This is a genomic window from Micromonospora inyonensis (assembly GCF_900091415.1).
GTDB lineage: Bacteria > Actinomycetota > Actinomycetes > Mycobacteriales > Micromonosporaceae > Micromonospora > Micromonospora inyonensis.
Window position 1 is genome coordinate 128,434 of record NZ_FMHU01000002.1, and the last position, 26,697, is coordinate 155,130.

At 70.8% G+C, this 26,697-nt stretch carries 24 protein-coding genes; 18 read left to right on the top strand and 6 right to left on the bottom strand.

All coding sequences use genetic code 11. The features are described 5' to 3' along the window. Positions 1–30 precede the first annotated feature (30 nt). Positions 31–921: an aromatic prenyltransferase gene (locus tag GA0074694_RS15645; RefSeq protein ID WP_091459402.1), complete on the top strand. Its 891-nt coding sequence runs from the start codon at positions 31–33 to the stop codon at positions 919–921. An 84-nt stretch (positions 922–1,005) separates the two neighbouring features. Here GA0074694_RS15645 and GA0074694_RS15650 read toward each other — a convergent pair whose 3' ends face one another. After that, the gene (locus GA0074694_RS15650; RefSeq protein ID WP_091459404.1) at positions 1,006–1,407 is read right to left on the bottom strand and encodes a DUF6223 family protein; all 402 of its coding nucleotides are present in this window, start codon (positions 1,405–1,407) and stop codon (positions 1,006–1,008) included. Between the two features lie 322 nt (positions 1,408–1,729). Between GA0074694_RS15650 and GA0074694_RS15655 the strand changes: the two genes are divergently transcribed. Beyond that, positions 1,730–2,194, top strand: a complete 465-nt coding sequence (locus tag GA0074694_RS15655; RefSeq protein WP_091459406.1) for a DUF6069 family protein — start codon at positions 1,730–1,732, stop codon at positions 2,192–2,194. 51 nt (positions 2,195–2,245) lie between these two features. Here the strand turns inward: GA0074694_RS15655 and GA0074694_RS15660 are convergent, their stop codons facing one another. The 3 genes from GA0074694_RS15660 to GA0074694_RS15670 form a co-directional block, all read right to left on the bottom strand. After that, a complete protein-coding gene (locus GA0074694_RS15660; protein WP_091459407.1) occupies positions 2,246–2,635 on the bottom strand; it encodes a VOC family protein in 390 nt (129 codons plus the stop codon). A gap of 90 nt (positions 2,636–2,725) precedes the next feature. Further along, positions 2,726–4,714, bottom strand: coding sequence for a multicopper oxidase family protein (locus GA0074694_RS15665; protein ID WP_091459409.1), 1,989 nt, complete (start codon positions 4,712–4,714; stop codon positions 2,726–2,728). Further along, positions 4,711–5,181 carry a DUF6220 domain-containing protein gene (locus GA0074694_RS15670; protein ID WP_091459411.1) on the bottom strand — a complete coding sequence of 157 codons (471 nt, stop codon included), beginning with the start codon at positions 5,179–5,181 and terminating at the stop codon, positions 4,711–4,713. Before GA0074694_RS15670 ends, GA0074694_RS15665 begins: the two co-directional genes overlap by 4 nt. Before the next feature lie 251 nt (positions 5,182–5,432). Between GA0074694_RS15670 and GA0074694_RS15675 the strand changes: the two genes are divergently transcribed. Both GA0074694_RS15675 and GA0074694_RS15680 read left to right on the top strand, forming a co-directional pair. Beyond that, on the top strand, positions 5,433–6,686 hold the full coding sequence (locus GA0074694_RS15675; RefSeq protein WP_091459413.1) for a sensor histidine kinase: 1,254 nt from the start codon (positions 5,433–5,435) through the stop codon (positions 6,684–6,686). Further along, positions 6,683–7,429 (top strand): response regulator transcription factor, encoded by a 747-nt coding sequence (locus GA0074694_RS15680; protein WP_091459415.1) that lies wholly within the window; start codon positions 6,683–6,685, stop codon positions 7,427–7,429. Before GA0074694_RS15675 ends, GA0074694_RS15680 begins: the two co-directional genes overlap by 4 nt. Here GA0074694_RS15680 and GA0074694_RS15685 read toward each other — a convergent pair. Beyond that, positions 7,371–9,326: an anthranilate synthase family protein gene (locus tag GA0074694_RS15685; RefSeq protein ID WP_091459417.1), complete on the bottom strand. Its 1,956-nt coding sequence runs from the start codon at positions 9,324–9,326 to the stop codon at positions 7,371–7,373. The genes GA0074694_RS15680 and GA0074694_RS15685 overlap by 59 nt on opposite strands. Positions 9,327–9,557: 231 nt before the next feature. Between GA0074694_RS15685 and GA0074694_RS15690 the strand changes: the two genes are divergently transcribed. From GA0074694_RS15690 to GA0074694_RS15730, 9 genes are read left to right on the top strand one after another with little or no spacing between them, the layout of a single operon-like run. Next, the gene (locus tag GA0074694_RS15690) at positions 9,558–10,841 is read left to right on the top strand and encodes an aspartate kinase (protein WP_218105710.1); all 1,284 of its coding nucleotides are present in this window, start codon (positions 9,558–9,560) and stop codon (positions 10,839–10,841) included. 15 nt (positions 10,842–10,856) lie between these two features. Beyond that, positions 10,857–11,681 (top strand): 2-amino-3,7-dideoxy-D-threo-hept-6-ulosonate synthase, encoded by an 825-nt coding sequence (locus tag GA0074694_RS15695; protein ID WP_091459421.1) that lies wholly within the window; start codon positions 10,857–10,859, stop codon positions 11,679–11,681. A 29-nt stretch (positions 11,682–11,710) separates the two neighbouring features. Continuing rightward, entirely contained in the window at positions 11,711–12,814 is a 1,104-nt protein-coding gene (locus GA0074694_RS15700) for a 3-dehydroquinate synthase II (protein ID WP_091459423.1), read from the top strand. 25 nt (positions 12,815–12,839) lie between these two features. Beyond that, a complete protein-coding gene (locus GA0074694_RS15705; protein ID WP_091459425.1) occupies positions 12,840–13,631 on the top strand; it encodes an amidohydrolase family protein in 792 nt (263 codons plus the stop codon). Further along, entirely contained in the window at positions 13,628–14,944 is a 1,317-nt protein-coding gene (locus GA0074694_RS15710) for a phenylacetate--CoA ligase family protein (protein WP_091459427.1), read from the top strand. The genes GA0074694_RS15705 and GA0074694_RS15710 overlap by 4 nt, the downstream gene beginning before the upstream one ends. A 10-nt stretch (positions 14,945–14,954) precedes the next feature. Next, positions 14,955–16,145 (top strand): FAD-dependent monooxygenase, encoded by a 1,191-nt coding sequence (locus GA0074694_RS15715; RefSeq protein ID WP_091459429.1) that lies wholly within the window; start codon positions 14,955–14,957, stop codon positions 16,143–16,145. Continuing rightward, positions 16,145–16,927 carry a 2,3-dihydro-2,3-dihydroxybenzoate dehydrogenase gene (locus GA0074694_RS15720; protein WP_091459431.1) on the top strand — a complete coding sequence of 261 codons (783 nt, stop codon included), beginning with the start codon at positions 16,145–16,147 and terminating at the stop codon, positions 16,925–16,927. The genes GA0074694_RS15715 and GA0074694_RS15720 overlap by 1 nt, the downstream gene beginning before the upstream one ends. 58 nt (positions 16,928–16,985) lie before the next feature. Further along, on the top strand, positions 16,986–17,624 hold the full coding sequence (locus GA0074694_RS15725; RefSeq protein WP_091459433.1) for an isochorismatase family protein: 639 nt from the start codon (positions 16,986–16,988) through the stop codon (positions 17,622–17,624). Between the two features lie 58 nt (positions 17,625–17,682). Then, a complete protein-coding gene (locus tag GA0074694_RS15730; protein WP_091459434.1) occupies positions 17,683–18,384 on the top strand; it encodes an SDR family NAD(P)-dependent oxidoreductase in 702 nt (233 codons plus the stop codon). Here GA0074694_RS15730 and GA0074694_RS15735 read toward each other — a convergent pair. Next, positions 18,377–19,117, bottom strand: a complete 741-nt coding sequence (locus GA0074694_RS15735) for a DUF6081 family protein (protein ID WP_091463288.1) — start codon at positions 19,115–19,117, stop codon at positions 18,377–18,379. The two genes, GA0074694_RS15730 and GA0074694_RS15735, sit on opposite strands and share 8 nt — an antisense overlap. A 202-nt stretch (positions 19,118–19,319) precedes the next feature. On the opposite strand from GA0074694_RS15735, the gene GA0074694_RS15740 reads away from it, so the two are divergent. The 5 genes from GA0074694_RS15740 to GA0074694_RS15760 all read left to right on the top strand — a co-directional run bounded on the left by GA0074694_RS15740 (position 19,320) and on the right by GA0074694_RS15760 (position 26,542). Beyond that, the gene (locus GA0074694_RS15740) at positions 19,320–19,655 is read left to right on the top strand and encodes a DUF485 domain-containing protein (RefSeq protein ID WP_091459435.1); all 336 of its coding nucleotides are present in this window, start codon (positions 19,320–19,322) and stop codon (positions 19,653–19,655) included. Continuing rightward, a complete protein-coding gene (locus GA0074694_RS15745) occupies positions 19,652–21,361 on the top strand; it encodes a solute symporter family protein (RefSeq protein ID WP_091459436.1) in 1,710 nt (569 codons plus the stop codon). The genes GA0074694_RS15740 and GA0074694_RS15745 overlap by 4 nt, the downstream gene beginning before the upstream one ends. Before the next feature lie 60 nt (positions 21,362–21,421). Next, positions 21,422–23,020, top strand: coding sequence for an FAD-dependent monooxygenase (locus tag GA0074694_RS15750; RefSeq protein ID WP_218105711.1), 1,599 nt, complete (start codon positions 21,422–21,424; stop codon positions 23,018–23,020). Positions 23,021–23,412: 392 nt separating this feature from the next. Continuing rightward, positions 23,413–24,648 carry a 3-deoxy-7-phosphoheptulonate synthase gene (locus GA0074694_RS15755; protein WP_091459437.1) on the top strand — a complete coding sequence of 412 codons (1,236 nt, stop codon included), beginning with the start codon at positions 23,413–23,415 and terminating at the stop codon, positions 24,646–24,648. A gap of 403 nt (positions 24,649–25,051) precedes the next feature. Continuing rightward, entirely contained in the window at positions 25,052–26,542 is a 1,491-nt protein-coding gene (locus tag GA0074694_RS15760; RefSeq protein ID WP_218105712.1) for a DUF6851 domain-containing protein, read from the top strand. Positions 26,543–26,697: the final 155 nt, after the last annotated feature.

Below are 26,697 nucleotides of genomic sequence, written 5' to 3' on the forward strand. Positions count from 1 at the left end.
GACGGCGAAGGCCCGGCACCTGGAGGATCGATGCCCGGAACGTCCGAGGCGGCAGAGCTCTGTTCCACCATCGAGGAATCGGCCCGGCTGTTGAACGTGTCCTACTCACGTGACAGGGTCTGGTCCCTGCTCTCCGCGTACGGCGACGCGTTCGCGCACCCCGGTGCCGTGGTCGCCTTCCGGGTGGCGACCGCGATGCGGCACGTGAGGGAACTCGACTGTCGGTTCACGACGCACCCGGACGACCGCGACCCCTACGCCCGCGCTCTGTCACACGGCCTCACACCGGAGACGGACCATCCGGTCGGCAGCCTCCTCGCCGAGATCCAGGGACGCTGCCCGGTGGAGAGCCACGGCATCGACTTCGGGGTCGTCGGCGGCTTCAAGAAGATCTACGCGTTCTTCACCCCGGACGACCTGCAGAAGACGTCGAAGCTCGCCGAGATCCCCGCCATGCCGCGCAGTCTGGCCGGGCACGTCGGGTTCTTCGCCCGTCACGGCCTGGACGACCGGGTCGGGGTATTCGGGATCGACTACCCGAGCCGAACGGTGAACGTGTACTTCAACGACGTACCCGCCGGGAGCTTCGACCCGGAGACCATCCGGTCGACGCTCCGGGAGATCGGCATGGCCGCACCGAGTGAGCGGATGCTCAGGCTCGGCGAGAAGGCGTTCGGACTGTATGTCACCCTCGGCTGGGAATCGTCGAGGATCGAGCGGATCTGCTACGCCGCCGCGACCACCGACCTGACGACCCTGCCCGTTTCCGTCGAACCGGAAATCGAGAAGTTCGTGCGAAGCGTTCCGCACGGTGGGGAGGACCGTAAGTTCGTCTACGGCGTCGCGTTGACCTTTCAGGGCGAGTACTACAAGCTCGAGTCGCACTACCGGTGGAAGCCCGGGGCGATGGACTTCATCTGACCCGTTCGCGCCGGGCGGGGACGACGGCGAGCGGATGGCGGCGGCCCCTGGCCCGGCGTGGATCGGGAACCGCCGCCCCGCCCGTCAGGCGGTACGGCGGGAGCGGGCGAGAGCCACTCCGCCGAGGACCAGGCCGACCAGCGCCAGCACCAGGCCAGCGATGGCGCCGCCCCGACCGTTGCCGCTGCCGACCTCACCGGCGGAGTCCGCCAGAGCCATCCCGCCGAAGATCATGCTGGCCAGCGCCAGCACCAGGGCCGCGATGGCGCCGCCCCGGGCGTTGCCGCCGCCGGCCCGACCGGCGGAGCGCAGCGCCCACGCGCCGACGCCCACCGCGACCAGCGCCAGCACCAGGCCGAGCACGGATTTGCCGCGCCCGGAGCCGCCCTCCTCGGCGGCGGTGACCTGTGCGGCGGCCGGTGCGGCCAGCGCGAACCCGCCGAGCACCCCAGCGGCGGCGGCGGTGAACACATGACGGACGGACATCGGAAATCCCTTCGGATGATTGACGGGTAACGACCTCGGCATACGTACCGGAATGGTGACGGTCGTCGTGTCGAAGCCGGTCATGAGCCTACCGTCGAAACGGTCCGACCCGGGGTATTGCTGGCCTTTGAATACCGTAACCGTAGTAACCCGGCCTGACGCACCTCAATCGCCCGGTCGGTGCGCCGTTTCCCGGATCGACAGGCGAAGACCACGTATCGGACAGCCTTCATATTCGCTTCGGTGGATCTGGCGGCAGTGCGGCGCCGCGTCTACTCTACAAAGGAGGCATCACCCCAGCCGCCGAGCAGGAGGCATTGCCGTGGGTGTTTCCGTTCCCCAGTCCCCGCCCCCGTCCCCGTTCGCCTCGTCTCTGGTCACGCGCCCCGTATGGCTGGTCGGCATCCTGGCCGCCCTGGCCGGTGCCGTCACCGCGGAGGCGTTCACGCTCGTCGCCCGGGCTGCCGGCGTTCCGATGGCGGCAGCCGGCGTCTGGGAGGAGAAGGCCCAGAAGATCGCGGTGGGCGCGGTCGCCCAGAGTGTCGTGCTCTGGTCGATCGGCGGCATCGTCCTCGCGGTGGTCCTGGCCCGATGGGCCAGGGGGCCCGCGCGCACCTTCGTGGTGGCCGCCGTCGCGTTCACCGTCCTCTCCCTCGCCGGCCCCGGCCTCGCCCAGGACACCGCCCTGTCCACCCAGGTCGTCCTGGCCGCGACGCACGTGGTGGCCGCCACGGTGATCATCTCCATCCTGGCGAGGCGACTCTCCGCCCGTGACGCGGACCGTTGACGGTCAGGTCGGTGGCTCGGTCGTCGCACCGGGCTCGGCGTCGCACCGGGCTCAGGCGGGGACCGCCGGAGTGAACAGCTCGACGAGGTTGCCGGCGGGGTCGGCGAGCAGGATCTGACGTCCGCCGGGGCCCGAGACGATGTCGCTACGGAAGACCACCCCGGCCCGCTCCAGCCGTTCCTTCTCGGCGTCGATGTCGTCGACGACGAGGTGGATGCGGTTCCGCCCGCATCCCGCCACGTCCGCCGGCGTGGCCCGGGCTCCCGAGCTGGGCGGCCCGGACAGGAGCAGCCGCAACGGCCCACGCGCGACGTCGGCGAAGGCCGGCGGGTAGGCGTTCAGCACGGTGAAGCCGAGGTGGGTGGTGTAGAACTCGATCGCCGCGCGCACGTCGTCGACGATGTAGCGGACACTCGCCAGGTCGCGCTCGGTTCCGGTCATCGTGGGAGATCCTTCGTGGTTGTCGGGTCGGGGCCGGGAGGTGCGGGGCGTCCGATGGCGCGTCGACGCGGTCCTGGGCGCACCCGCGGGTCAGGAGTGGCCGTGGCTCGCGTCCTCGTAGGGTGTGCTGACGCCGTCGTAGACGAGTTGCAGCATCATGCCCTGGTCCTGGTGCCGCAGGTTGTGGCAGTGGTTCATCCAGATGCCGGGGTTGGTGGCCCGGAACGCCACCTCCCAGACCTCGCCCGGCCGCACGTCGAAGGTGTCCACCCACAGCGGGCTGCCGGAGGAGCGCGTCCCGTCCCGGGAGAGGATCAGCACGGGGTGGCCGTGCAGGTGCCAGGGGTGTGTCTCGAGGCTCCGGTTCACCACGGTGTAACGGACGAGGTCCCCCTCGGCAACGAGCTGGTCGGGGATCGACGGGTGCCCGCGGCCGTCGACGGTCTGGGCGTAGGCCGGGCGACCGTCGACCATGGCCAGGGCCCGGTCCAGGACGATCGTGAAGTGCCGGTCGGCGTTGTCGGCGTCGAACGGCACGATCGCGGGCTCGCCGTAGCGCAGCAGATCGAGTTCCGGCCAGCCGGAGGTGTCCGGCAGGGCCGGATCGTTCCCGGTGCGGCCGGTCGGGCGGAGCACTACGCCGCTGCCGTGGTCGTGGTCGAGCACGAGGGCCACCGGTGTGCCCGGCATCGCCAGGACCACGTCGTACCGTCCACCCGCGGGTAGGCGAAGCCCGACCTCACGCACCTCGCCCGGCTGGTGGAGGTCGCGGCCGTCGACGGCCACCACCCGGAACGGCGCGCCGGCCAGCGCGAACCAGTGCGGCTCCGAGTCGGTGTTGACCAGTCGCAGTCGTACGGGCGCGCCGGGGCGGACCGTGTGTTCGGTGCGCCCCTCCCGGTTCCCGATCACGACGGTGTCGTCGAAGGTGTGCACGGGCAGCGTCAGGTCCAACTCCTCGGCCGGCCCTCCCGCTCGCGGTTTCACGACGAGCGTCCCGTACAACCCTCTGCGCACGGCGGGGTGCGATGCCTGGTGCGTGTGGTACCAGTACGTTCCCACCTGGTCGGCGCGGAACCGGTAGACGAACTCACCGCCCGGCGCCACCGCGTCCTGCGTGGCTCCCGGCGCACCGTCCTCACCACACGGCACGTCGTATCCGTGCCAGTGCAGGGTGACGCCGTCCTCGACGTCGGAGTTGCGCAGCGTCACCTCGATCAGATCACCCTGCGTCGCGGTGATCGCCGGGCCGGGCAGTTGGCCGTCGTAGGTCCACGCGTCGACGTCACCTCCGGATGCGAGGCGTACGGTGGCGGTCCTGGCGGTGAGGGTGTGCCGGTGACTGGTGCCGCCCGGGGCCGGTGCGCTGGGACCCCGCAGGTCCGCCACCGAGACCGGTGGCCGGGACCCGGAGGCGCGTCGCGGCCCGCCACCGGTGACCACCGCCTCGGGACTCCGGAACAGCAGGCCGACACCGGTGATCCCCGCTCCCGCCGCGACCGCTCCGGCGGCCAGGCCGATGAACCCACGGCGGGAGAGTGCCGAGCTGTCCCGTGGCGCCGTCGTACGCAGGCTGACCGGGGATTCGGCATCGGTGTGCTCGCCGGCCTGCCTGCCGAGCACCTGCGCGGTCAGGAGAGCGCCGGCACAGACGAGGGAGACCGCGATCAGCGCGGTGCTCCAGGTCAGCGGGTATCCGGCGAGGAACGTCACCACCAGGCCGGCCAGTGCGGCGTACGCGGCGGTGAACAGCGCGACGACGCCGCCGACCGGCAGGCCCGCACCGGGCGTCCGCCGCGCGGCGAACAGCCGGGGCCCGGCGACGACCACGGCGGCCAGTGCCGCGGCCCCGAGCAGCGGAAGCCCCAGCAGGACCTTCTCCTGTGCGAACCACCAACCCCGACCGGCCAACGTCACGACGGTGGCCGGTCGGGTGAGCGTCACCAGGACGGCTCCGACGAGGAGGCCGAAGGCGAGCCGATGGCGCTGGAGGACTGCCGTGACACCGGTCGCGAACCAGAGCGCGACACCCAGCAGTGCTACGGCATGGTCCAGCAGGATCCATTGGACCGTGGTCATGACGCCGATCGCGCCGGGCCGGCTGCCGACCCGGCAGCCGGGGAGCCCACGCCGGCCCGCGTGGTGGGCGGCGTGGCCGCCAGCTCACGCGACTGCCGGAAGATGCTGTGGACCACGATCGCCATGGCCAGCCCGTTCACCGCGTGCAGGCCGAACACGAGCTGTCCGGCGGCCGTGGTGTCCCCCGAGTCACCGAAGGCCCTGGCGATGACCGCGATCACGGGCTGGAGGATGCCGAGTCCGGCGACCAGGCCGGACAGGCCGATGATCCGACCGGGCATCTTTGCCAGCGCGGCCACCACCGTCAACACCACGGCGAGCAGGACCGTCCCGAACCCCAGTGCACGGTGGGGCCGGAACGCCTCGTCGAGGGGCGCGGAATCGAACGCGCCACTGGCGGCCAGGAAGAACTGCACGACGATGACGACCAGCAACAATGCCGCCAGGCCGGCGAACGCTTTACGCATGGGAGAACCCCTTTAGGTCGGTTGGGTCAGAGGGGTGTTCGGTCCGCCGACGCGGTGCGGCCAAGGTGCCTCCGTCGGTGGTTCCAGGCAAGCGATTCTCCCACGATCAAGCTGGAGAGTTCTTCGATCAGCGGATGAGGATGGTCTACGCGTTCCGACGTAGAGAGATCGACTCCGACCGCGCTTCTCGTCGTAGCTGTCCGCGTGTCTGACGGGAGTCGTATCGTCCCCGGGATATCTATGATTGCGACATGCCCGACCGAATCGCGGGGCTCCGCCTGCCCGCGCTGGCGCAGGATCTGATCCTCGCCCTCTTCATCACCGTGATGCAGGTCCAGGGGACCCTCCGCCGGGTCGCGGCGGAACCCGACACGGTGCTGCGCCCGCTCACCGACCTCGGGAACCTGGGCTATCTGCTGCTGATCGTCAGCGGCGCCGTCGTGGCCGTGCGTCGCCGCTGGCCGGTCGCGGCATTCGTCACGGCCGCGTTCGCCAGCCTGGCGTACTACACCCTCGACTTTCCGGACGGTCCGGGCTGGCTCGGGCTCTTCGTCGTCATCTACACGCTCACCGCCCTCGGCGACGGGCGACGGTCCCTGTTCATGGCCGGCGTGGGGATCGCGGCGCTGGCCACACTCTGGCTGGTCGCGGCAACCGATCTCGAACCCAGGGACGCGATCGGATGGGTGTTCTTCCGGATCGGCGCCAGCATCATGAGCGCCGCCCTGGGCGAGTCCGTCCGGTCCCGGCGGGTCATCGCGGCCAAGGCACTCGAACGCGCCGAGTCGGCCGAACGGACCCGGGAGGAGGAGGCACGCGCCCGGGTCGACGCGGAGCGGCTGCGGATCGCCCGGGAGGTCCACGACACCGTCGCGCACGCCATCGCCATCATCAACGTCCAGGCCGGGGTCACCGCGTACGTCCTCGACAAGCGGCCGGAACTGGCCCGCGAGACGCTGCGGACCATCGAGCAGATGAGTTCCCAGGCGTTGCGGGAGATGCGGGCCATCCTGGGGATGTTGCGCGACTCCAGCGAGGGCCGGGTGCCGCCTCCCGGCCTGGCGGAGATCGACGACCTCACCGCGAAGGCGCGCGACGCCGGACTCGACATCAACCTCGAGGTGACATCGCCGACATCGCCGCCACCGAGCGCGGTCAGCAACGCGGCGTACCGCATCCTCCAGGAGTCGATCACCAACGTGATCCGCCACGTCGGGCCGACCCGGGTGAACGTGGTGCTGGACTACGGCATCGACGCCCTGGAGGTCCGGGTGACCAACGAAGCGCGTCGTCGCGACGGGGCCGACGGCCGGATGGCGCTGCACGCGGCGGTCGCACCGGGCGGCGGCACCACCGACCCGGCCGAGCCCGGCTGCGGCATCTTCGGCATGCGCGAACGCTGTCTGCTGCTCGGTGGTGACCTGGCCGCCGAGGCGTTGCCGGACGGCGGGTTCGAGGTCAAGGCACGCCTGCCGCTCGCCCCGGCGGGAACGGTACATCGGTGAGCACGGGGAACGCGTCCTCCGGCGGTACGCCGATCAGGGTGCTGCTCGCCGACGACGAGCGGCTGGTGCGCTCCGGGTTCCGGCTTCTGCTCGACGTCGAGGACGACGTCGAGGTGGTGGGGGAGGCCACCACCGGAGCCGAGGCGGTGGAGCAGGTCCGGGCCACGCGACCGGACGTCGTGCTCATGGACATCCGGATGCCCAAGCTGGACGGTATCCAGGCCACCAGTGAGATCGCCCGGACCGTCGGGCTGCACCAGGTCCGCGTGCTGATCCTGACCACCTACGAAACCGACGCGTACGTGTTCGAGGCGCTTCAGGCCGGCGCGTCGGGCTTCCTGCTCAAGGACGCCGGGCCGGCCGAACTCCTGCACGCCATCCGGGTCGTCGCCGCCGGGGAGGCGTTGCTGGCGCCGCGGATCACCCGCCGCCTCATCGCCCAGTTCACCGCGGCCCGGACGGTGACCAAGGCCAGCGAGGACCGACTGGCGGTGCTGACCCAACGCGAGCGTGAGGTGCTGGCTCTGGTGGGGCAGGGCCTGAGCAACGACGAGATCGGTGCCGAACTCTTCCTCAGCCCGGCGACCGCCCGTACCCACGTCAGTCACGCGATGGGCAAGCTGGGCGCCCGCGACCGGGCGCAGCTGGTGGTCATCGCCTTCCAGACGGGACTGGTGAGCCCTCTCACCGGGGAAGCGCACCCACGCGTGCCTCCGGAACGCCGGCACTTCCCGCGTCCCTGAGCAGCGAGACGAGCAGATCGGTGAGGATCTGCGGGCCGTGCTGGGTGAGGACGGACTCGAGGTGGAACTGCACGGAACGGAACCCCGCGCCGCGCAGGGCGTGCACCTCGCCGGTCTGGGGGTTCCGGCTGATCTCCAGGGGCCGGTGCCGCCCGCAGGAGATGAAGTCGTGGTCGGAGCGGGCGGTGTAGGTGTTGTAGAAGCCCACGAGTTCGCTCCGACCGAACAGGTCGACCCGCTTCTGGACGCCCTGGTTGGGCACCGGGCGGCGGATGATCTCGAAGCCGAGTTCGGCGGCGAGAATCTGGTGGCCCAGGCAGATGGACAGGAACGGTACGGTGCCGGCGAGCAGGTCACGGGTGAGCGCGCGGAGCGTGTTCATGCGCGGGTCCGTCGCGTCACCGGGGTCGCCGGGGCCGGGACCGACGACGGCGAGGTCGTAGTCCCGCGGATGCAGCGGACTGTCGAACCGCGTGATCGTGGTCCGCAGGCCGAGGGCACGCAGCTGGTGACCGAGCATCCCCATGAAGGTGTCCTCGTTGTCGACGACCAGCACGCGCCGTCCGTCCAGCGCCGGTTCCGGGGTGCTCCGGTGTGCCCCGTCGAGCCAGAACCGCGAGAGCGTGGCGTTGCGGGACAGCAGTGCCCGGCGCACCCGGGGATCAGCGGCCGGTGACGGGTGCCCTCCCCCGGGGGTGGGCGCACCTGCGGCGCGGGCGCCGGCGAGGCCGAGCGCTTCGAGCACACCTGCGGCCTTGGCCCGCGTCTCGGCCACCTCCGACTCGGGGTGGGAGTCACGGACCAGAGTGGCGCCGACACCCAGGCGCAGCCGGCCGTCGTCGCGGATCTCGGCGGTCCGGATCATGATCGCCGAGTCGAGGGTGCGGCTGCCCGTCCCGTCACGGCCGATCACCGCGAGGACGCCGCTGTAGTATCCGCGGCCCGTCGTCTCGTGGCGGCCGATGACCCGGAAGGCGTTCTCGAGCGGACTGCCGGTGACGGTCGGTGCGAGCAGGGTCTCCCGCAGCACGTCGCGTACGTCGAGATCGCTCCGGCCGGTCAGGATGTACTCGGTATGGGTCAGGCGCGCCATTTCCTTGAGAAACGGGCCGTGCACCCGGCCGCCGGAGGTGCACATTCGGGCCATCATTTTCAGTTCCTCGTCCACGACCATGTAGAGCTCGTTGGCCTCTTTCGGGTCGTGCAGGAAACCCAGGAGCCCGGAAATGTCCGGGCCGGTCGCGGGATGCCGGTAGGTCCCGCTGATGGGATTCATCGAGACGGTGCCGTCGACCATGCTGACGTGCCGTTCCGGCGAGGCGCCGATGAACGTCGTGCCCGCGCCGGTGTGGAACAGGAACGTCCAGTACGACCCGAGTTCACCGGTCAGCAGCCGTCGGAAGATCGCGAGTTCCGTGCGGACCGAGTAGTCGTCCAGGCGCGCGGTGAAGGAACGACGGATGACGAAGTTGGATCCGGCGCCCTGTCCGATCTCGTCTGCCAGCACCCGTCTGACGATCGCCGCGTAGTCCTCGTCGCTGACGTCGAACCCGGCGTCGGACACGGGTACGTTCCGCTCGGGCAGGCTGGCCAGGGCCTGGGCGCGGCTGAGTCGGGCCTGCCGGTGGACGCGCATGGCGAGCAGGGGCGCGTGATCGTCGTGGCAGTCGAACCCCCGTTCGGTGATCTGCCGGTACGGGATCGCCACGAGCAGGTCGTGCCGCGCGCCGTTGGCCGGCTCGCCGGGCAGGGGGAGGTCGGCGAGGCCGTCCATCTCGCAGACCTCGCCGGTCAGGACCTCCACCTGCGCGTTCTGGGCCGATCCGGGCCGGTACAGCAGGGCGAAGGCGCGCCCGTCCTCGCCGAGGCCGGCCAGTAGGTCCGGGGGGCTGGCCATGCTCGAATGCGTCCCGTCCATATCGCTCCCTTTGCATGAGATCAGATCACCCCTCTCGATACTGCGGCGGCGAAAGTCGTCGCGCATGACGTGAAGTCGTCGTCCCGTATTTCCGGTAACGCTGGGGCGGTATGGCGTAAACACCTGAATGAGGATCACCCCTTGCGTACGTCGTAGCCGGCGAGGTGCGCCGCGACTACTGTCGGCGGCATACGACCTCGACGAGGGGCGGTGAAAACGACTGTGAATGTGCTGGTCCAGAAATACGGCGGTACTTCCCTGCAGACTCTCGACTGCGTCCGTCATGCCGCCCTGCGTATCGCGGCGGCCCGGCGGCGTGGATCGGCCGTCGCCGTGGTCGTCTCGGCGCGTGGCAGCAGAACCGACGACCTGCTGCGGCTGGCCGCCGACGTCGGTGCCACGGATCCGTCCCGGGAACTGGACCAGTTGCTGGCCGTGGGCGAGTCCGAGTCGGCGGCGTTGATGGCCCTCGCCCTGAACGGGCTGGGGGTGCCGGCCGTTTCGCTGACCGGGCACCAGGCCGGGATCCGGACCACCGATCGGCACGGCGACGCGCTCATCTCGCGGATCGGAGCCGAACGTGTGGAGGCGGCGCTGGACGCTGGCGAGGTCGCTGTGGTCACCGGATTCCAGGGGGTCGACCGCGTCGGGGACGTCGCCACGCTCGGACGCGGCGGCTCGGACACGACCGCGGTCGCGCTGGCGGCGCGACTTCGCGCATCGGCCTGCGAGATCTACACCGACGTGGACGGTGTCTTCAGCGCCGATCCCCGCATCCTGCCCGCGGCCCGCTGCCTGCCCTGGGTCCAGCCCGGCGTGATGGCGGAGATGGCGTTCGCCGGCGCGCGGGTCCTGCACACCCGCTGCATCGAACTGGCCGCCATGGAAGGGGTCGAAGTGCGCGTCCGCAACGCCTCGTCACAGGCGCCCGGAACGACCGTCGTGGAGTGGCCGGACGGCCGTCCGCTGGAGACCCGGCGGGCCGTCGTGGCGGTGACCCACGACACCGACGTCGCGCGCGTGCTGGTGCACTGCCGGGACAGCCGCCGCGACCTGGCCCCGGATGTGTTCGCGGTGCTGGCCGCCCACGGGACGGTGGTGGACCTGGTGGCCCGGTCCGGGCCCTACGAGAACGAGTTCCGGATGGGCTTCACGATCCGTCGGAGCCAGGCCCAGTCCGTGCGGGCCGCGCTGCACGAGCTGACGGCGGCCTTCGGCGGGGGCGTGCACTTCGACGAGAACGTCGGCAAGGTGTCGGTGGTCGGGATGGGCCTGCTCAGCCGGCCCGAGTACACGGCCAGGCTGATGGCGGCACTCGCTGCGGCCGGCATTCCGACGAGCTGGATCTCCACCTCCCAGATGCGGCTCTCCGTGATCGTGCCGCGTGAACGCACCGTCCACGCCGTCGAGACGCTGCACCGCGAGTTCCACCTCGACCGGCACGAGCCGGCAGACGTCACCTCCGCGACCTCCGGTCGTCCCGCCATCGCTTGAGAGAGGCATGACACCGTGGCTGTACTCAACGCCTCGTTCGCCCGAGGCCTCCGCCTGCGACGCCTGTTCCGGCATGACGACGGACGTCTGCTCGTGGTGCCGCTCGACCATTCCGTCACCGACGGACCGCTGCGCCGCGGTGACCTGAACTCCCTGCTCGGAGAACTCGCCGGCACCGGTGTCGACGCCGTGGTGCTGCACAAGGGCAGCCTCCGCCATGTCGATCCCGGCTGGTTCGGCGACATGTCGCTGATCGTGCACCTGAGCGTGAGTACCCGGCACGCCCCGGATCCGGACGCGAAGTACCTGGTCGCCCACGTGGAGGAGGCGCTGCGGTTGGGCGCCGACGCGGTCAGCGTGCACGTCAACCTGGGCTCACCCCAGGAGGCCCGGCAGATCGCCGACCTGGCGGCGGTGGCGGGGGAGTGCGACCGCTGGAACGTCCCGCTGCTCGCCATGGTGTACGCCCGCGGACCGCAGATCACCGACCCCCGGGCGCCGGAACTGGTGGCGCACGCCGCGACCCTGGCCGCCGACCTCGGCGCGGACATCGTCAAGACCAACTACCCGGGCACCCCCGAGCAGATGGCCGACGTGGTCCGGGCCTGTCCCATTCCGCTCATCGTGGCCGGCGGCCCGCGCTCGGCGGACACCGGGACCGTGCTGGCCTACGTGTCGGGCGCGCTGCGCGGCGGCGCGGCCGGAGTGGCCATGGGACGCAACGTCTTCCAGGCCGACCAGCCCGGCTGGATGGCCGCCGCCGTCGCGCGGCTGGTGCACGAATCACGGCGCCTCCCGGAGCCCGACGGCGTCGACGACCGGCTTGCCCTTACCTACTGAGACTCCCTGACCTTCCGCGAGGAGAGACCGTGAAGCTGTGCTGGCTGGACATCCGTAACGTCGACGGGGCCAAGGCGGCCATCATCGAGGAGGCCCTGCACCAGAGGGTGGACGCCATCGTGGCGGCCGATCCGGCCGACCTGGAGCCGCTTCCCCCGACGGTGAAGAAGGTCCTGTTCCCGCAGAACCAGCCGCTGCCGGAGAAGCTGGGACCGGCCGACCTGGTCATCGTCGAGCCGGCCCGGCACGGGGAGCCCGCCGCGCTTGCACAGCAGTACCCCGACGTGGAGTTCGGCCGGTACGTGGAAATCATCGACGCCGACAGCCTCGACGACGCGTGCCGTGCCGCGCGCCACGACCGGTGGAGCCTGCTGTACTTCCGGAACCCCACCAAGATCCCGTTGGAGATCGTGCTGGCCGCCGCGGCCGGCGCGGACGGCAGCATCGTCACCCAGGTGGCCGACGTCGAGGAGGCGGAGATCGTCTTCGGTGTCCTCGAACACGGCTCCGACGGTGTGATGCTCGCCCCCCGTGTCCCGGGGGAGGCCACCGCGCTGAAGGCCGCCGCGGTCAGCAGGGCGGCGGACGTGCCCCTGGTGGAGCTGGAGGTCACCGGGATCCGGCGGGTCGGGATGGGCGAACGGGCCTGTGTCGACACCTGCACGAACTTCCGGCTCGACGAGGGCATCCTCGTCGGCTCGCATTCCACCGGCATGATCCTGTGCTGTAGCGAGACCCACCCGCTGCCGTACATGCCGACCCGGCCGTTCCGGGTGAACGCCGGTGCGCTGCACTCGTACACGCTGTCGGCCAACGGGCGCACCAACTACCTCAGCGAGCTGGTCTCCGGCGGCCGGGTGCTCGCCGTCGACTCGTTGGGGAAGTCCCGGATCGTCACGGTGGGTCGCGTCAAGATCGAGACGCGTCCGCTGCTCGCGATCGACGCGGTCGCCCCCTCGGGTGTGAGGGTCAACCTCATCGTCCAGGACGACTGGCACGTGCGGGTGCTCGGGCCGGGCGGCACGGTGCTGAACGTCACGGAGCTGACCGAGGGGACGAAGGTGCTCGGCTGCCTGCCGGTCGAGCAGCGGCACGTCGGCTACCCGATCAACGAGTTCTGCATCGAGAAGTGAGCGACGGGGGACGAGGGTGGCGGCGATGATCACGGAGGGAGCGTCGGGGGGTGCCCGCCTCCCTGAGCCCGTCTTCGACTTCCACGTACGCCTGGCTCCCCGGCCGGGGGCGGGGGAGCGGCTCCGGTCGGCGCTGGACGAGTGCGGGCTGGAGCGGGCGGTGGTGTGCGCGGGCGGCACCATCGACCTGGACCGCCTCTCCCGCCAGCTCGTCGAGGGCGGCCACGTCGAGACCGACGCCGACAACGACGCGGTGCTGGCCGCCTGCGCCGGCACCGACGGGCGCCTCGTGCCGTTCTTCTTCGCCAACCCGCACCGCCCGGCCGAGGCGTACCGGGCCAGGGCCGCCGAGTTCCGCGGCCTGGAGATCTCGCCCGCCGTCCACGGGGTCGGCCTGACCGATCCCCGGGTCGCCGACCTCGTCGGCGTGGCGGCGGAGTTCGACCACCCGGTGTACGTGGTCTGCCTGGACCGGCCGGGCGCGGGCGTGGCCGACCTCGTCGACCTGGGCCGCAGGTTCCCGCAGGTGGACTTCGTGCTCGGGCACAGCGGCATCGGCAACATCGACCTCTACGCCCTCACCCTGATCCGGGACGAGCCGAACATCCTGCTGGAGACCTCGGGCGGCTACACGTGCGTGGTCGAGGCGGCGCTGCGCCGCCTCGGCGCCGGGCGGGTGGTGTTCGGCTCCGAGTACCCGCTCCAGCACCCGGCCGTGGAGCTGGCCAAGTTTCAGGCACTGCGGCTGTCGCCCGAGCAGTGGCGGCAGGTCGCCTGGGACAACGCACATCGACTGCTAGGAGAGGAGAAGCGGTGAACGACCCACGTCCGAGCCTGCCTCAACTCGGCCAGTGGCACGGGCCGGAGGACCTTCAGCGCCTTCAGGAGAAGCAGCTGTCGCAGACGGTCACCTGGGCGACCCGCTCGCCGTTCTACCGCGACCGGCTGGACCCCGGGGCCCTGCCCGCGACCGCCGCCGACCTCGCCGACCTGCCGCTGACCACGAAGCAGGACCTACGGGACAACTACCCCTTCGGCATGCTCGCCGTCTCGAAGGAGCGGCTGGCGACCTACCACGAGTCGAGCGGGACCGCCGGCCGGCCCACGCCCTCCTACTACACGGCCGAGGACTGGACCGACCTGGCCGAGCGCTTCGCCCGCAAGTGGATCGGGATGTCCGCCGAGGACGTCTTCCTGGTGCGTACGCCGTACGCGCTGCTGCTGACGGGGCATCTCGCGCACGCCGCCGGCCGGCTGCGCGGGGCCACCGTGGTGCCCGGCGACAACCGGTCGCTGGCCATGCCGTACGCCCGGGTGGTCCGGGTGATGCACGACCTGGGTGTCACGCTGACCTGGTCGGTGCCGACCGAATGTCTCATCTGGGCCGCCGCGGCGACCGCGGCCGGGCACCGGCCCGACGCCGACTTCCCCGCGCTGCGTGCGTTGTTCGTCGGCGGCGAGCCGCTCACCGACGCCCGCCGTCGCCGGATCAGCCGGCTGTGGGGGGTGCCGGTGATCGAGGAGTACGGCTCCACCGAGACCGGCAGCCTCGCCGGCGAGTGCCCGAACGGCCGGATGCACCTGTGGGCCGACCGGGCGCTGTTCGAGGTGTACGACCCACGGACCGGCACCGTCCGCGCGGACGGGGACGGACAGCTCGTGGTCACCCCGCTGTTCCGCGAGGCGATGCCGCTGCTGCGGTACAACCTCGAGGACGACGTGTCGGTCTCCTACGACGACTGTGCCTGCGGCTGGAACCTCCCCACCGTTCGGGTGCTCGGCCGGGCGGCGTTCGGCTACCGGGTCGGCGCGGCGACGGTCACCCAGCACCGGCTGGAGGAACTCGTCTTCTCCCTCCCGGAGTCCCACGGGGTGGTGTTCTGGCGGGCGAAGGCGGAACCGACGGCGTTGCGCATCGAGATCGAGGTGCCCGAGGAGCACCGGGTGGCCGCGCAGGCGGAGCTGACGGCTGCGGTACGGGCCGCGTTCGGGGTCGACAGCGAGGTCGTCGGGCTGGCTCCGGGGACGCTGGTGCCGCGCGCGGCGCTGACCAGCATGCCGGACGTGGTCAAGCCGCGCAGCCTGTTCGGGCCCGACGAGGACTGGGGCAAAGCGCTCCTCTACTACTGACGGGGACGACATGCCGCAGATACGGGTGGCCGTGGCCGGGGCCGGAATCGCCGGCCTCACCCTCGCCGCCGCCCTGCACCGGGCCGGCATCGACTGCCACGTCCACGAGCAGACCGACCGCCTGAGCGAGGTGGGGGCGGGAGTGCAGGTGGCGCCCAACGCCACCCGGCTGCTGCACCGGCTGGGCCTGCGCGATCGCCTGCGCGCGGTCGCGGTCGCACCGGAGGCGATCGAGATGCGCCGCTGGGACGACGGCCGGCTCCTGCACCGCACCCCGCTGGGCGACCAGTGCCACCGCCGTTTCGGGGCGCCCTATCACGCGGTGCACCGGGCGGACCTGCACAGCGCCCTGCTCTCGCTCGTGCCGCCGGACCGGGTGCACCTCGGGGCCCGGCTCGTCGCCGTGACGCAGAGCACCGACGAGGCGCGGCTGCACCTGTCCGACGGTACGACGGTCGCGGCCGACCTGGTGGTGGGCGCCGACGGCATCCACTCGGTCGTACGCGAGCAGATCGTGGCCGACCAGCCGCGGTACTCCGGGCAGACGATCTACCGGGGACTGGTCCCGGCCGAACGGGTGCCCTTCCTGCTCACCGAACCCCGGGTGCGGTTGTGGCTCGGGCCGGACCAGCACGTCGTCTGCTATCCGGTGTCGTCCGGCCGGCAGGTGAGCTTCGGCGCGACCGTCTCCGCCGCCGACTGGCGGGAGGAGTCGTGGTCGGCGCGGGGTGACGTCGCCGAACTCGCGAAGGCGTACGCGGGCTGGCACCGGGACGTCGCACGACTGATCGGCGCGGCGCAGACGGTCAGCAGGTGGGCGCTGCACGACCGCGAGAGCATCGACCGGCTCAGCTCGGGACGGGTGGCCGTCATCGGTGACGCCGCGCATCCGATGCTGCCGTTCCAGGCGCAGGGCGCGAACCAGGCGATCGAGGACGCCGTCGTGCTCGCGGTCTGTCTGGCCGACGCGGGCCCGAACGGCCTGGACGCGGCCCTGCGCCGCTACGAACGGATCCGGCTTCCCCGCACCACGCGGATCCAGCGTCAGTCCCGTGCCAACGCGGAGACCTTCCACCTGGTCGACGGGGACGCCCAGCGCCGCCGGGACACCTCCGCCGAGATCTCGTCGGGTCTGGACCGCCACGAGTGGCTCTTCGGGTACGACGCCGAGCAAGCCGCCACGACCAGCAGGAGGGCATGATGGAACTGACCGGGATCGAGTCGACGGTCGCACTGGTCACCGGTGCGGGGCAGGGCATCGGCGCCGCCGTGGCAGGCGTCCTGGCCGGCGCGGGAGCGCACGTCGCGGCCGTGGACCGCAATGCCGAGGCACTCGCCACCGTGGTGACCAAACTCGAGGCCGAGGGCCAGTCGGCCCGTGGCTACCGTGTCGACGTCTGCGACAGCGAGGCCGTGGACGCGCTCGTGCGGCGCGTCGAGGACGAGCTGGGGCCGGTCGGGATCCTCGTCAACGCGGCCGGCGTCCTGCACACCGGCCGGGTGGTCGAGCTGTCGGACCGGCAGTGGAGCGACATGTTCTCGGTCAACGCGGCCGGGGTGTTCCACATGTCCCGTGCGGTGGCCCGACGCATGATCCACCGCCATCGGGGCGCGATCGTGACCGTGGCGTCGAACGCCGCCGGCGTGCCCCGCGCGGAGATGGCCGCCTACGCCGCCTCGAAGGCCGCGTCCGCCCACTTCACCCGCTGTCTGGGGCTGGAGCTCGCCGACTACGGCATCCGGTGCAACGTCGTCTCGCCCGGCTCGACCGACACGCCCATGCTGCGGGCGATGCTCGGGGGCGCCGATCCGAGGCAGGTAATCGAGGGCTCGCCGGCTGCGTACAAGGTCGGCATCCCGCTGCGGAAGCTGGCCCAGCCCCGGGACGTGGCCGACGCGGTCGCGTACCTCGTGTCCGACCAGGCCGGCCACGTCACCATGCACGACCTGTACGTGGACGGCGGCGCCGCCCTGCACGTGTGACCTGGGGTGCCGCTCGGCACGTGTGACGTCGTCGACGAGGAACAGGAGGCGAAGAACCATGGCCATGGCCCCGATCGCGTCGTACCGGATGCCCGGTGACGACGACCTGCCGAGCACGGCGCTGCCCTGGCGCCCGCGTCCGGACCGGGCCGCCGTGCTGGTGCACGACATGCAGCGGTACTTCCTGCGCCCGTTTCCGGCCGGGCAGTCTCCGCTGACCGAGCTGGTCGCCAACGTGATGAAGCTGCTCGCGGCGGCGCGCGCGGCCGGGGTGCCGGTGCTGTACACGGCGCAGCCGGGTGGCATGAGCCGCCAGGACCGGGGGCTGCTGCACGACCTCTGGGGTCCCGGCATGAGCAGCGAGGAGGCCGACCGCGGCCTCGCCGACGACATCGCCCCCGAGCCGGGCGACACGGTGCTGACCAAGTGGCGCTACAGCGCGTTCTACCGCAGCGACCTCGAGGAACGGCTGCGGCGGTCGGGACGGGACCAGCTCGTCGTCTGCGGTGTCTACGCGCACATGGGGTGCCTCGTCACCGTCTGCGACGCGTTCAGCCGCGACATCCAGCCGTTCCTCGTGGCGGACGCGCTGGCCGACCTGTCGTTCGACGACCATCTCATGGCGCTCCGCTACGCCGCGAAGCGCTGCGCGGTGCCGTTGTCCACGGCCACCGTGCTGGCCGAGTTGGAGAGCTAGGCGGCCGGGTGGCCATGCCCCCGGCCGGACCATCACCCGACCATGGAGGAACACGTCAATGTCCGAGCGTACTCAGGTCGTCGTCGTCGGCGGAACGTCGGGGATCGGGCGACACTTCGCCCAGTCGGCAGCCAGACGGGGAAACGACGTGGTCGTCACCGGTCGTTCGGAGGACCGGACCAAGGGCGTCGCCGACGAGATCGGCGGGCGGGCCCGCGGGCTCGCCCTGGACCTGGCCGAGCCGGAGCGGATGGTGGCCGCGCTGGCCGACGTGCGACGCGTCGACCACCTGGTGCTCGCGGCGCTCGACCGGGACTACAACACGGTTCGGGAATACCGTCCGGCCGACGCGATCCGCCTGCTGACGGTGAAACTCGTCGGCTACACGGCGGTGCTGCAGGCGCTCGCCCCACGGATGACCGACGAGAGCGCGGTCGTCCTGATCGGCGGCCTGGCCAGTCACCGGCCGTATCCGGGCTCCACGACCGTGACGACCGCCAACGGCGGCATCGGCGCGCTGGTCAGGACACTGGCGGTGGAACTCTCGCCGGTCCGGGTCAACGCCCTGCACCCGAGCATCGTCTCCGACACGCCCTTCTGGAGTGACAAATCCGCCGCGCGCGAGGCCGCCGCTGCACGCGCGCTCACCCGGCGGCCGGTGACCATGCAGGACTGCACCGAGGCGATCACGTTCCTGCTGGAGAACCGGGCGGTCAACGGTGTCAACCTGAACATCGACGGCGGGGAGGTGCTCATCTGAGGCCGGTCGTGATCCGCCACGGCCCCCACCAGCCGGTCGCGCCCTGCCCGTGTTCCCGCTGCGCGCGCGGGTAGCGGGAGAGGTCCCGGGCCGAGAAGAGGGCCATGCCGGCGTGGAAGCCCGCCACCGGCACCGGCAGCCGCGTCCAGTAGGCGGGTCTGCCGTCGACGTGGAACTCCACCTCCGACGTCTCGGCCCGGTAGGTGACGGCGTAACCGTGCCGACGTCCCGGCTCCGTCGGCACGTCCAGCACCACCCGGTGGACGTAGTGCTCGTCCGGGCGGGTCACGCCGGGAAGTGCCAGTCGCTCGACGACCGCGTAGACGGTGTCGTTCGTGGCGGCGGCGTTGAGCACGACGCCGGTCTCCAGGTCGAAGAGGTTCACCGTGCCGTAGGCGTCGAGCAGGTCGTGCGGAATCTGGCCGTAGGTCCGCACCCCCATCTCGACCTCGAACGTCAGCCGGCCCGCCGCCGGCGCGGCGAAGCGTCGTACGGACCGGTACATCTGCTTGGCGTTGTTCCGCCTCGGGTCCGTGTCGTGGAAGCGGGTGAACGGGCTGACGGTCAGCTCCAGCCGCCCGTCACCGGTACGCACCCGGGCGTTGCGGTCCTGGTACCGGATGGTCGCGCCGTCCGGTGCCGCCATCGACATGATCGTCCAGCGGGCGGGGTCGAGTTCGTCGCTCGTGAAGTCGTCGTACGTCCACGTGGTCTTCTCCAGCGCCGAGGTCATGGCGACACCATCGGCCCCGAAGCCATCGACAGGCATCACACGTTCACGCGGTTCGACCGGAGCGGCACGCCATTCTGGCGCCGCACGCCGAAAATCCCGTGAATGGGCCATGCCTGGTGTGGGAGGGGCGACGGAGACTGCCGCGTATCGACTGACCGCCACGTCACGACGACGTCATCCCGACGTCCTCAGAGGAGGTGTCATGGGCACGGTGGACTCGGCAGCGAACAACGACCGTTATGTCGCGGTATATGACAGCGCCCAATTCAGGACGCTGCGGCGCCGATCGAATTCCTTCATCGTGTGGGCGAGCGTCGCCTTCTACGGGTGGTGGTTCGCCGGCATCACGCTCGCTGCCTTCGTGCCGGACTTCTTCCGGACCGGGCTCGGTGGCCCCATGAACGTGGGCCTGCTGTTCATCGGCCTGTCCCTCCTCCTCGTGGTGGCGATCGCCGTGGTGTCCCTGCGCTTCGCCCGCGAACGACTCGATCCCCTCAGCGAGCAGATCCGGGCGGACCTGGAAGGAGATCTCCGATGACCGGTGTTCTCGCGGTCCCCGCGCCACCCCCGATCGACAACACCTGGTCGTCGCCCGCGGTCGCCTTCGCGGTCGCCATTGCCATCGGCGTCGTGGTGTTCGTGCTCGTGAGCGCGGCCCGTGGCGGCATCCGCAACCCGAGCGACTTCCTCCTCGCGGGCCGGCGGATCGGCGCGGGCCAGAACGCTCTCGCGATGGTCGGTGGGACCATCATGTACTCCACCGTGATCATCATTACCGGGCACGTCGCGCTGAACGGCTTCGACGCCATCCTCCTGCTGACCGCCTTCAGCATGTCCACCGTGGTCGGGGTGCTGATCTACGCCGGGCCGGTACGGAACGTGGGCGGGTACACCCTGGGCGACGTGTTCGCGCTGCGCGCCCGCGAGCGGCCGGCGCGGATCGCGTCGGCGGTCCTCACCCTGGTCGTCTACACCATGTTCACGGTCATCGCCCTGGCGTCGGTCGCCATGGTCGCCAACCGGATGTTCTCCACCAGTTCCACCGTCAACGCGCCCCTGGTGGCCGGCATCACCGCCGTCGTCGGGCTGCTCGCCGTCGCCTGGGTGTACCTGGGTGGCATGGAAGGAGTCACCCGGATCCTGGTGCTCAAGGTGGTCCTGATGGGTGGCCTGGTGGCGGTGCTGGCCGCGGTGGTGCTGGTCCGGTACAGGCTGAACCTCGTCGAACTGCTCAACGACGCCGAGGCCAACGCGAATCCCGACGAGCGCGGTCTCGACCTGCTGACCACCGGCCGCCTGTTCGCAGAGGGTTCCACGTACGCGTCGGACCAGGACCCGTGGGTCCACCTGTCGAAGACCTTCTCCATCGCCGTCGGGGCCCTGGGGATGCCGTTCCTGTTCATGCGGTACTTCGTGACGCCCAACGGGCGGGAGGCACGGCGGTCGGCCGGCTGGGCGTCGATCATCACCGTCGCGTTCTGGACGTGCATGATCATCCTCGGTCTCGGCGCCGTCGCGATCCTCGGCGGGGACGCCATCGGCCAGGTCGGGGCCCACCGCGACATCACCCTGCCCAAGATCGCGGACGAAATCGGCGGTGGCTGGGCCACCGGCGCACTCGGCGGGATCGCCCTGATGTCGACCGGCGGGATCTTCGCGGCACTGCTGCTCAACGGGGTGACGTCCATCACCAAGGACGTCAACGCGGCGCGGGGCCGGAAGCGGGAACCGGCCGCCGAGCTCAAGAGCATCCGGCGCACCGTACTGATCGTCGGGGTCATCTCCGTCGTCTTCGGCCTGGCGATGCTGACCCAGCTCACCCACATCTTCATCCCGACGTCGATCGACCTGGGTGCCGCCTGTGTCCTGCCGGCGGTCGTCTACTCGCTGTTCTGGCGGCGTTACAACACCCGGGGACTGCTGTGGACGGTCTACGGAGGACTCGCCGTGACCCTGTTCATGGCCCTGTTCTCCAACGGGGTGTCGGGTGACCCCACCGCCCTGTTCCCCGACGCCGACTTCAAGTTCGTCGACTTCGAGCCCGGCCTGCTCGGGGCGCCGCTCGGCTTCCTCTTCGGCTACCTCGGCACGGTCACCAGCAGGGAGCGCGACGACGCCCGCTTCGCCGAGACGCAGGTGCGTGCCCTCACGGGTGCCGTCGTGCCCGCCCGGAGGGACGTGCCCACCACCGGTGGCACGGACGAGCGCGGCCGGGAGAGCCGGACGCCCAGCGAAGCACTCTGAACAGCCGTGAACGGTGTGGGGCGGGTCGCACCGCCCCGCACCCCTTCGGGAGGGTCAATCGTGGATCCGGCACCGGTTCTGGTCGTGGGCGCGGGCCCGGTCGGCATGGTCACCGCCCTGGCGCTCGCCCGCCAGGGCGTTCCCTGCGTTCTCGTCGACCAGACCTTCGAGACGTCCGTTCACCCCAAGCTCGACTACGTCAACTCCCGCAGCATGGAGTTCCTCCGGCAACTCGGCATCGCCGACGACGTCCGTGCCGCCGGGGTCGCCCCCGAGCACCGGGCCGACGTGATCTGGTCGACCGGCCTCGCCGGTGAGCCGATCACCACGTGGGGACTCCCCTCGGTGGCCGAACAGTGGCGACACATCGCCGAGCACAACGACGGCACCCAGCCCGCCGAACCCGGCCAGCGCATCTCCCAGATCGACCTGGAGCCGGTCCTGCGGGCCCACTGCCGGCGCAACCCGCTCGTCGACCTGCGCTGCGGACTGCGGTTCGACTCCCTCACCCAGGACGACGGCGGGGTGACCAGCCACCTGGTCGACGTGCTGACCGACCAACCGGTCCGGCTGCGGTCCCGGTACGTGATCGGGTGCGACGGCGCGTCGAGCCAGGTCCGCAGGACGGTGGGCATCGGCGAGGAGGGCTTCGGCGTACCCGGGTTGCCGGGTGCCTTCATGGTGCACTTCAAGAGCCGCGACCTGGACAGCCTGCACCGGCACGGGCGGTTCTGGCACTACTTCGCCTTCCGGTACGTCATCATCGCCCAGGACGAGGTGGACACCTGGACCGCGCACGTCAACGGCATGGACGCGTCCGAGTTCGACATCCCCCCAGCCGATCCGGCGGCCTTCCTGCTCGACACGATGCGGACGGACGTCAAGATCGACAAGGTGCTCCTGACCTCTCGCTGGCGCCCCGGCTTCATGCTCGCGGACCGGTACCGGGCCGGACGCGTTCTCCTCGCCGGCGACGCCGCTCATCGCATGTTCCCGACCGGTGCCTACGGAATGAACACCGGCATCGGCGACGCGGTCGACGTGGCCTGGAAGATCGCCGCCCTGGTCAGGGGCTTCGGCGGCCCCGGCCTGCTCGACAGCTACGAGACGGAACGCCGGCCGGTGGGCCAGCGCAACATGCACACGTCACACCGGCACCTCGGTGTGCACCTGGAGGCGGGAGCGCTTCTTCGCGGGGGTGCCCCGCCCGATGCCGTCGCGGCCTTCCTCACCGCCGAGCGCGGCGAGAACGAGTACCGGGGCATCGAGCTGGGCTACCGCTACGGCGACTCGACCGTCGTCTGCCACGAGGATTCGCCCGAACCCCCGTGGAGTCCCCGGGAGTACACGCCGACGACCTGGCCCGGCGGCCGTCCGCCCAGCGTCGTCCTCGACGACGGTGAACCGATCTACGATCGCTTCGCCCCGTCCCTCACCCTCGTCGACTTCGCCGGCGACGGCCGCGCGGACCCGCTCCTCGACGCGGCAGCCGCCCAGGGTGTGCCGGTCAGCCACACGGTGGTGACCGACACCGGCGCCCGGCAGGTATGGGAACGCGACCTCGTCCTCCTCCGGCCCGACCATCACGTGGCCTGGCGCGGGAACATGGTCGGCCCGGACCCGGCTGCCGTGATCCGACGGGTCCGAGGCGCTCGGTGAGCCGCCTCGCCGGATGACGCCCGCATCGTCCCGTCCGCACCCGGCGTAGCGGTCACCGCCGCCCGCCGGGCGCGCCGGACCCACTCCCGCCGGTCGCGTACCGGACCGATGGCGCGAACGCGCCACGACCGTTTCCGGGTGCGGCTGCTCGGCCGCGTCGACCGCGTGGCGCTGCGGCGTCCGGCAAACGGCGCTCCCAGCCGCGCGAAGACGTGATGTGCGCGCGTCGGAGCCTCGGTCACGCTATCGGCACACCGCTCGGCCGGGCGGGAAGCTCCAGCGCGGCCGAGCCGGTCCGGGCGAACGGAACCCGCCCGTCCGACGACCGGATCGCGGCCTGCCGTCCGTGGCCCCCGGAGGCCCGTCTCGCTGATCTTTCGACTGGAGGACAGATGCAGCAACCCAGATCTGCGGCGGACTTCATCGAACTCGGGCCGTGGGAGGGCATGCCGGCGGCCCAGCAACCGGACTGGCGGGACCACCCCGCCTACCCCGGGGCGTGCCGTGCGTTGGCGTCGGCTCCGCCCCTGGTGACCGTCCCCGAGATCCGGCAGTTGCGGGGCTCGCTGTCGGGACTGGCGAGGACCAACACCCTCCTGCTGCAACTGGGCGACTGCGCCGAGAGCTTCTACGAGTGCACGCCCCGGCACACCGCAACGAAGCTGGAGCTCATCGACCGGCTGGGAGACCGGTTCAGCGAACTCACCGGTCAGAGCGTCGTCCGGGTCGGCCGGATGGGCGGGCAGTTCGCCAAACCCCGGTCACAGGCGTTCGAGTGGCACGAGGCGCTCAGCATCCCCTCCTTCCGGGGACACATGGTCAACTCGGACATCGCCACGTCGGCGGCCCGGCAGGCGAACCCGTGGCGCATGGTGTGGGCCTACGAGGCCAGCGACGGTGTGCAGCGGGTGATGCGGACGTACCGTCAGCGACACGGCCGTACGGCGACGACGGACGGGCCGTGGTCGAGCCACGAGGCCCTGGTCGTCGACTACGAGTCCCGGCTGATCCGCCGCGATCCGGACACGGATGACCTGTACCTGGGCTCGACACACCTCCCATGGGTGGGGGAGCGGACACGCCAGCCGGCCGAGGCGCACGTCGCTCTGCTCTCCTCCGTGGCCAATCCGGTGGGGTGCAAGATCGGACCGGCCGCGAACCCCGACGACATCCTGCGCGTGTGCGAGGCGCTCGATCCGCGGCGTGAGCCCGGCCGCCTGGTCCTGATTCCACGGATGGGACGGGACCGGATCCGGGAAGCCCTGCCGCCGATCGTCCGCCGCGTGGCGAACGCGGGACACCCGGTGGTCTGGCTGAGCGACCCGATGCACGGCAACACGGTGACATCCCGGTTCGGCCTGAAGACGCGTCACCTCGCCGACGTGATCACGGAGGCGCTGCGGTTCCGCGACATCGTCGAGGAGCACCGGCAGTACGCCGCCGGACTCCATCTGGAGGTCGCGGCGGACGATGTGACGGAGTGCGTCGGAGGATCGGTGGAGGACGAGGAGGCGTTGCGGCGTCGCTACACCTCGCTGTGCGACCCGAGGCTCAACGCCAGCCAGGCCACCGAGCTCATCGAGGCCTGGGCCAAGGGGACAGCGGCAGGTCCGTGTCGGCCGGCGTGACCGTGGCCTGCGGGTGTACGTCCCGGGTGGGGACTTCCTTGTTGTCGCTGTCCGGTTCCAGGATCTCCGAACTGCTCGACATTCCGAACACCCACCTATCGGCAGGTGGGATCCAGTGCGCGTGCGGCAATCGGTTCCGGGGCGGTCGACACCAACGGTCAAACCGGTGTTGACACCGCCTCTGACGTGCCTTTCCCGGGCAGCAGAACGCCTGCCCTCCTGCATCGTCCCGAGCGGGTCTCGACCTGAGCGACACCGCTGGTGGGCCACGGCGGGTAGCGTCCACTACCCGATCGGGTAGTGGACGTTGGCAATTCAAATGCACTAATATCGTGCAGAATCCTCCGACCCTTATTCAATGGCGCGAAATCAATTTGTGGTGGGCGATCGAAAGGAAATTCCGGTGACGATTCTGAGGCGGCTGCGGAGACGGCGCCTGGAGGGCGTGGTGGCCTTCGCCGTGACGATGGCCCTGGCGGGATCGCTGACCAGTGGCGTGGCGGCGGCCCCGCAGGAGGAGGCGACATTCGACCTCGACCACGGAAATGTCCTGCTCGAAGTCGTCTACCCGACGTTCAACATGGTGTCGCGTACGGAGAGCCTCGGTCGACCCATGTCGTGGACCCTGGACCACGCCATGCGGTTGGAACTGCCGTGGTTTGATGCCATCGCCCCTTATCACCCCACGGCGGTCGGCATCTTCTCGGACCTCGGTCGGCGGCCCGCGGGGGAACACACGACGCGTAACAAGAACATCGCCGTCGCCTACTCGGCCTTCACCTCGTTCAACGCCATCCTCCCGCAGTACAGGTCGCGATGGCTCGAGATGATGGAGTCGGCCGGCCTGGACCCCGACAACACGGCGGAAGACCCGACCACGGCCAGCGGTATCGGCATTCTCGCCGCCAGGAACGCCATGGCGGCGAGAAAGAACGACGGTTCCAACCGGGACGGTGACGCGGGCGGCCGCAAGTACAACCAGCAGCCCTACGCCGACTACACGGGTTATCGGCCGGTCAACACGGCGTACCAGCTCCGCAACCCGTCCCGCTGGCAGCCGAACACGGCCTCGACGCGGGAGGTCTTCACGGTCCAGGAGTTCGCGACTCCCCAGTTCGGCCGGGTGAAACCGTTCACGTACGACAGCCCCGCACAGTTCCAGGTGTCTCCGCCGACCAACAGCAACCACCTCAACCACCGGGCCTATCGCAGTCAGGCCGACGCGGTGCTGAGGGCGTCGGCAGGCCTGGACGACCGCCAGAAGGTGACCGCCGAGCTGTTCAACGACAACGTCCGGCCCTTCGGGATCATCGCCGGCGCGATCGCCCGCGGGAACATCCACCTCAACACCGAGGAGACCGTTCGCTACGTCGCCGCCTCTGTGGTGGCCGGCGTCGACGTGGTCATCGCGTCCTGGTACCTGATGCGCGAGTACGACTCGGTGCGGCCGTTCAGCGCGATCGGTCACCTGTACGGCGGGGAGAAGCTGACGGCGTGGGGCGGCCCGGGGAAGGGCACCGTCAGCGACATCACCGGCGACGAGTGGCAGGGCTACCTGAGCACGCTGGCGTTCGCCTCCCCGGAGTACCCGTCCGCCTCGTCCGCGCTCTGCCTCGCCTACGTCCAGCAGGCGCGACGCTTCATCGGTACCGACCAGTTGACCATCGCCTGGCCGGTGCCCAAAGGTTCCTCGCTCGTCGAACCGGGCGTGACCCCGGCCAGCGACATGACCCTGTCCTGGAGCAGCCTGAGCGACTTCGCCAGCGACTGCGGCCAGAGCAGGATCTGGGGCGGTGAGAACTTCCCGTCCTCGGTCGAGGCCGCGAAGCGGTACGCGCCGCAGATCGGTGACCTGGCCTACGACTTCGTGCAGCGCAAGCTGAACGGCCGCTGATCGCCTTCGTGCCGACTCCGGCTGCCGACGGTGCCTGTCGCTCCGTCGGCAGCCTGCTGCCGTAAGGCAGCGAACTGACCGCCGAACACATCTCGGTCGTCGTGATCTGTCCGTACGCCTGGCCGGTAAGGCCCTGCCTTGCTGGCCAGGGCCGA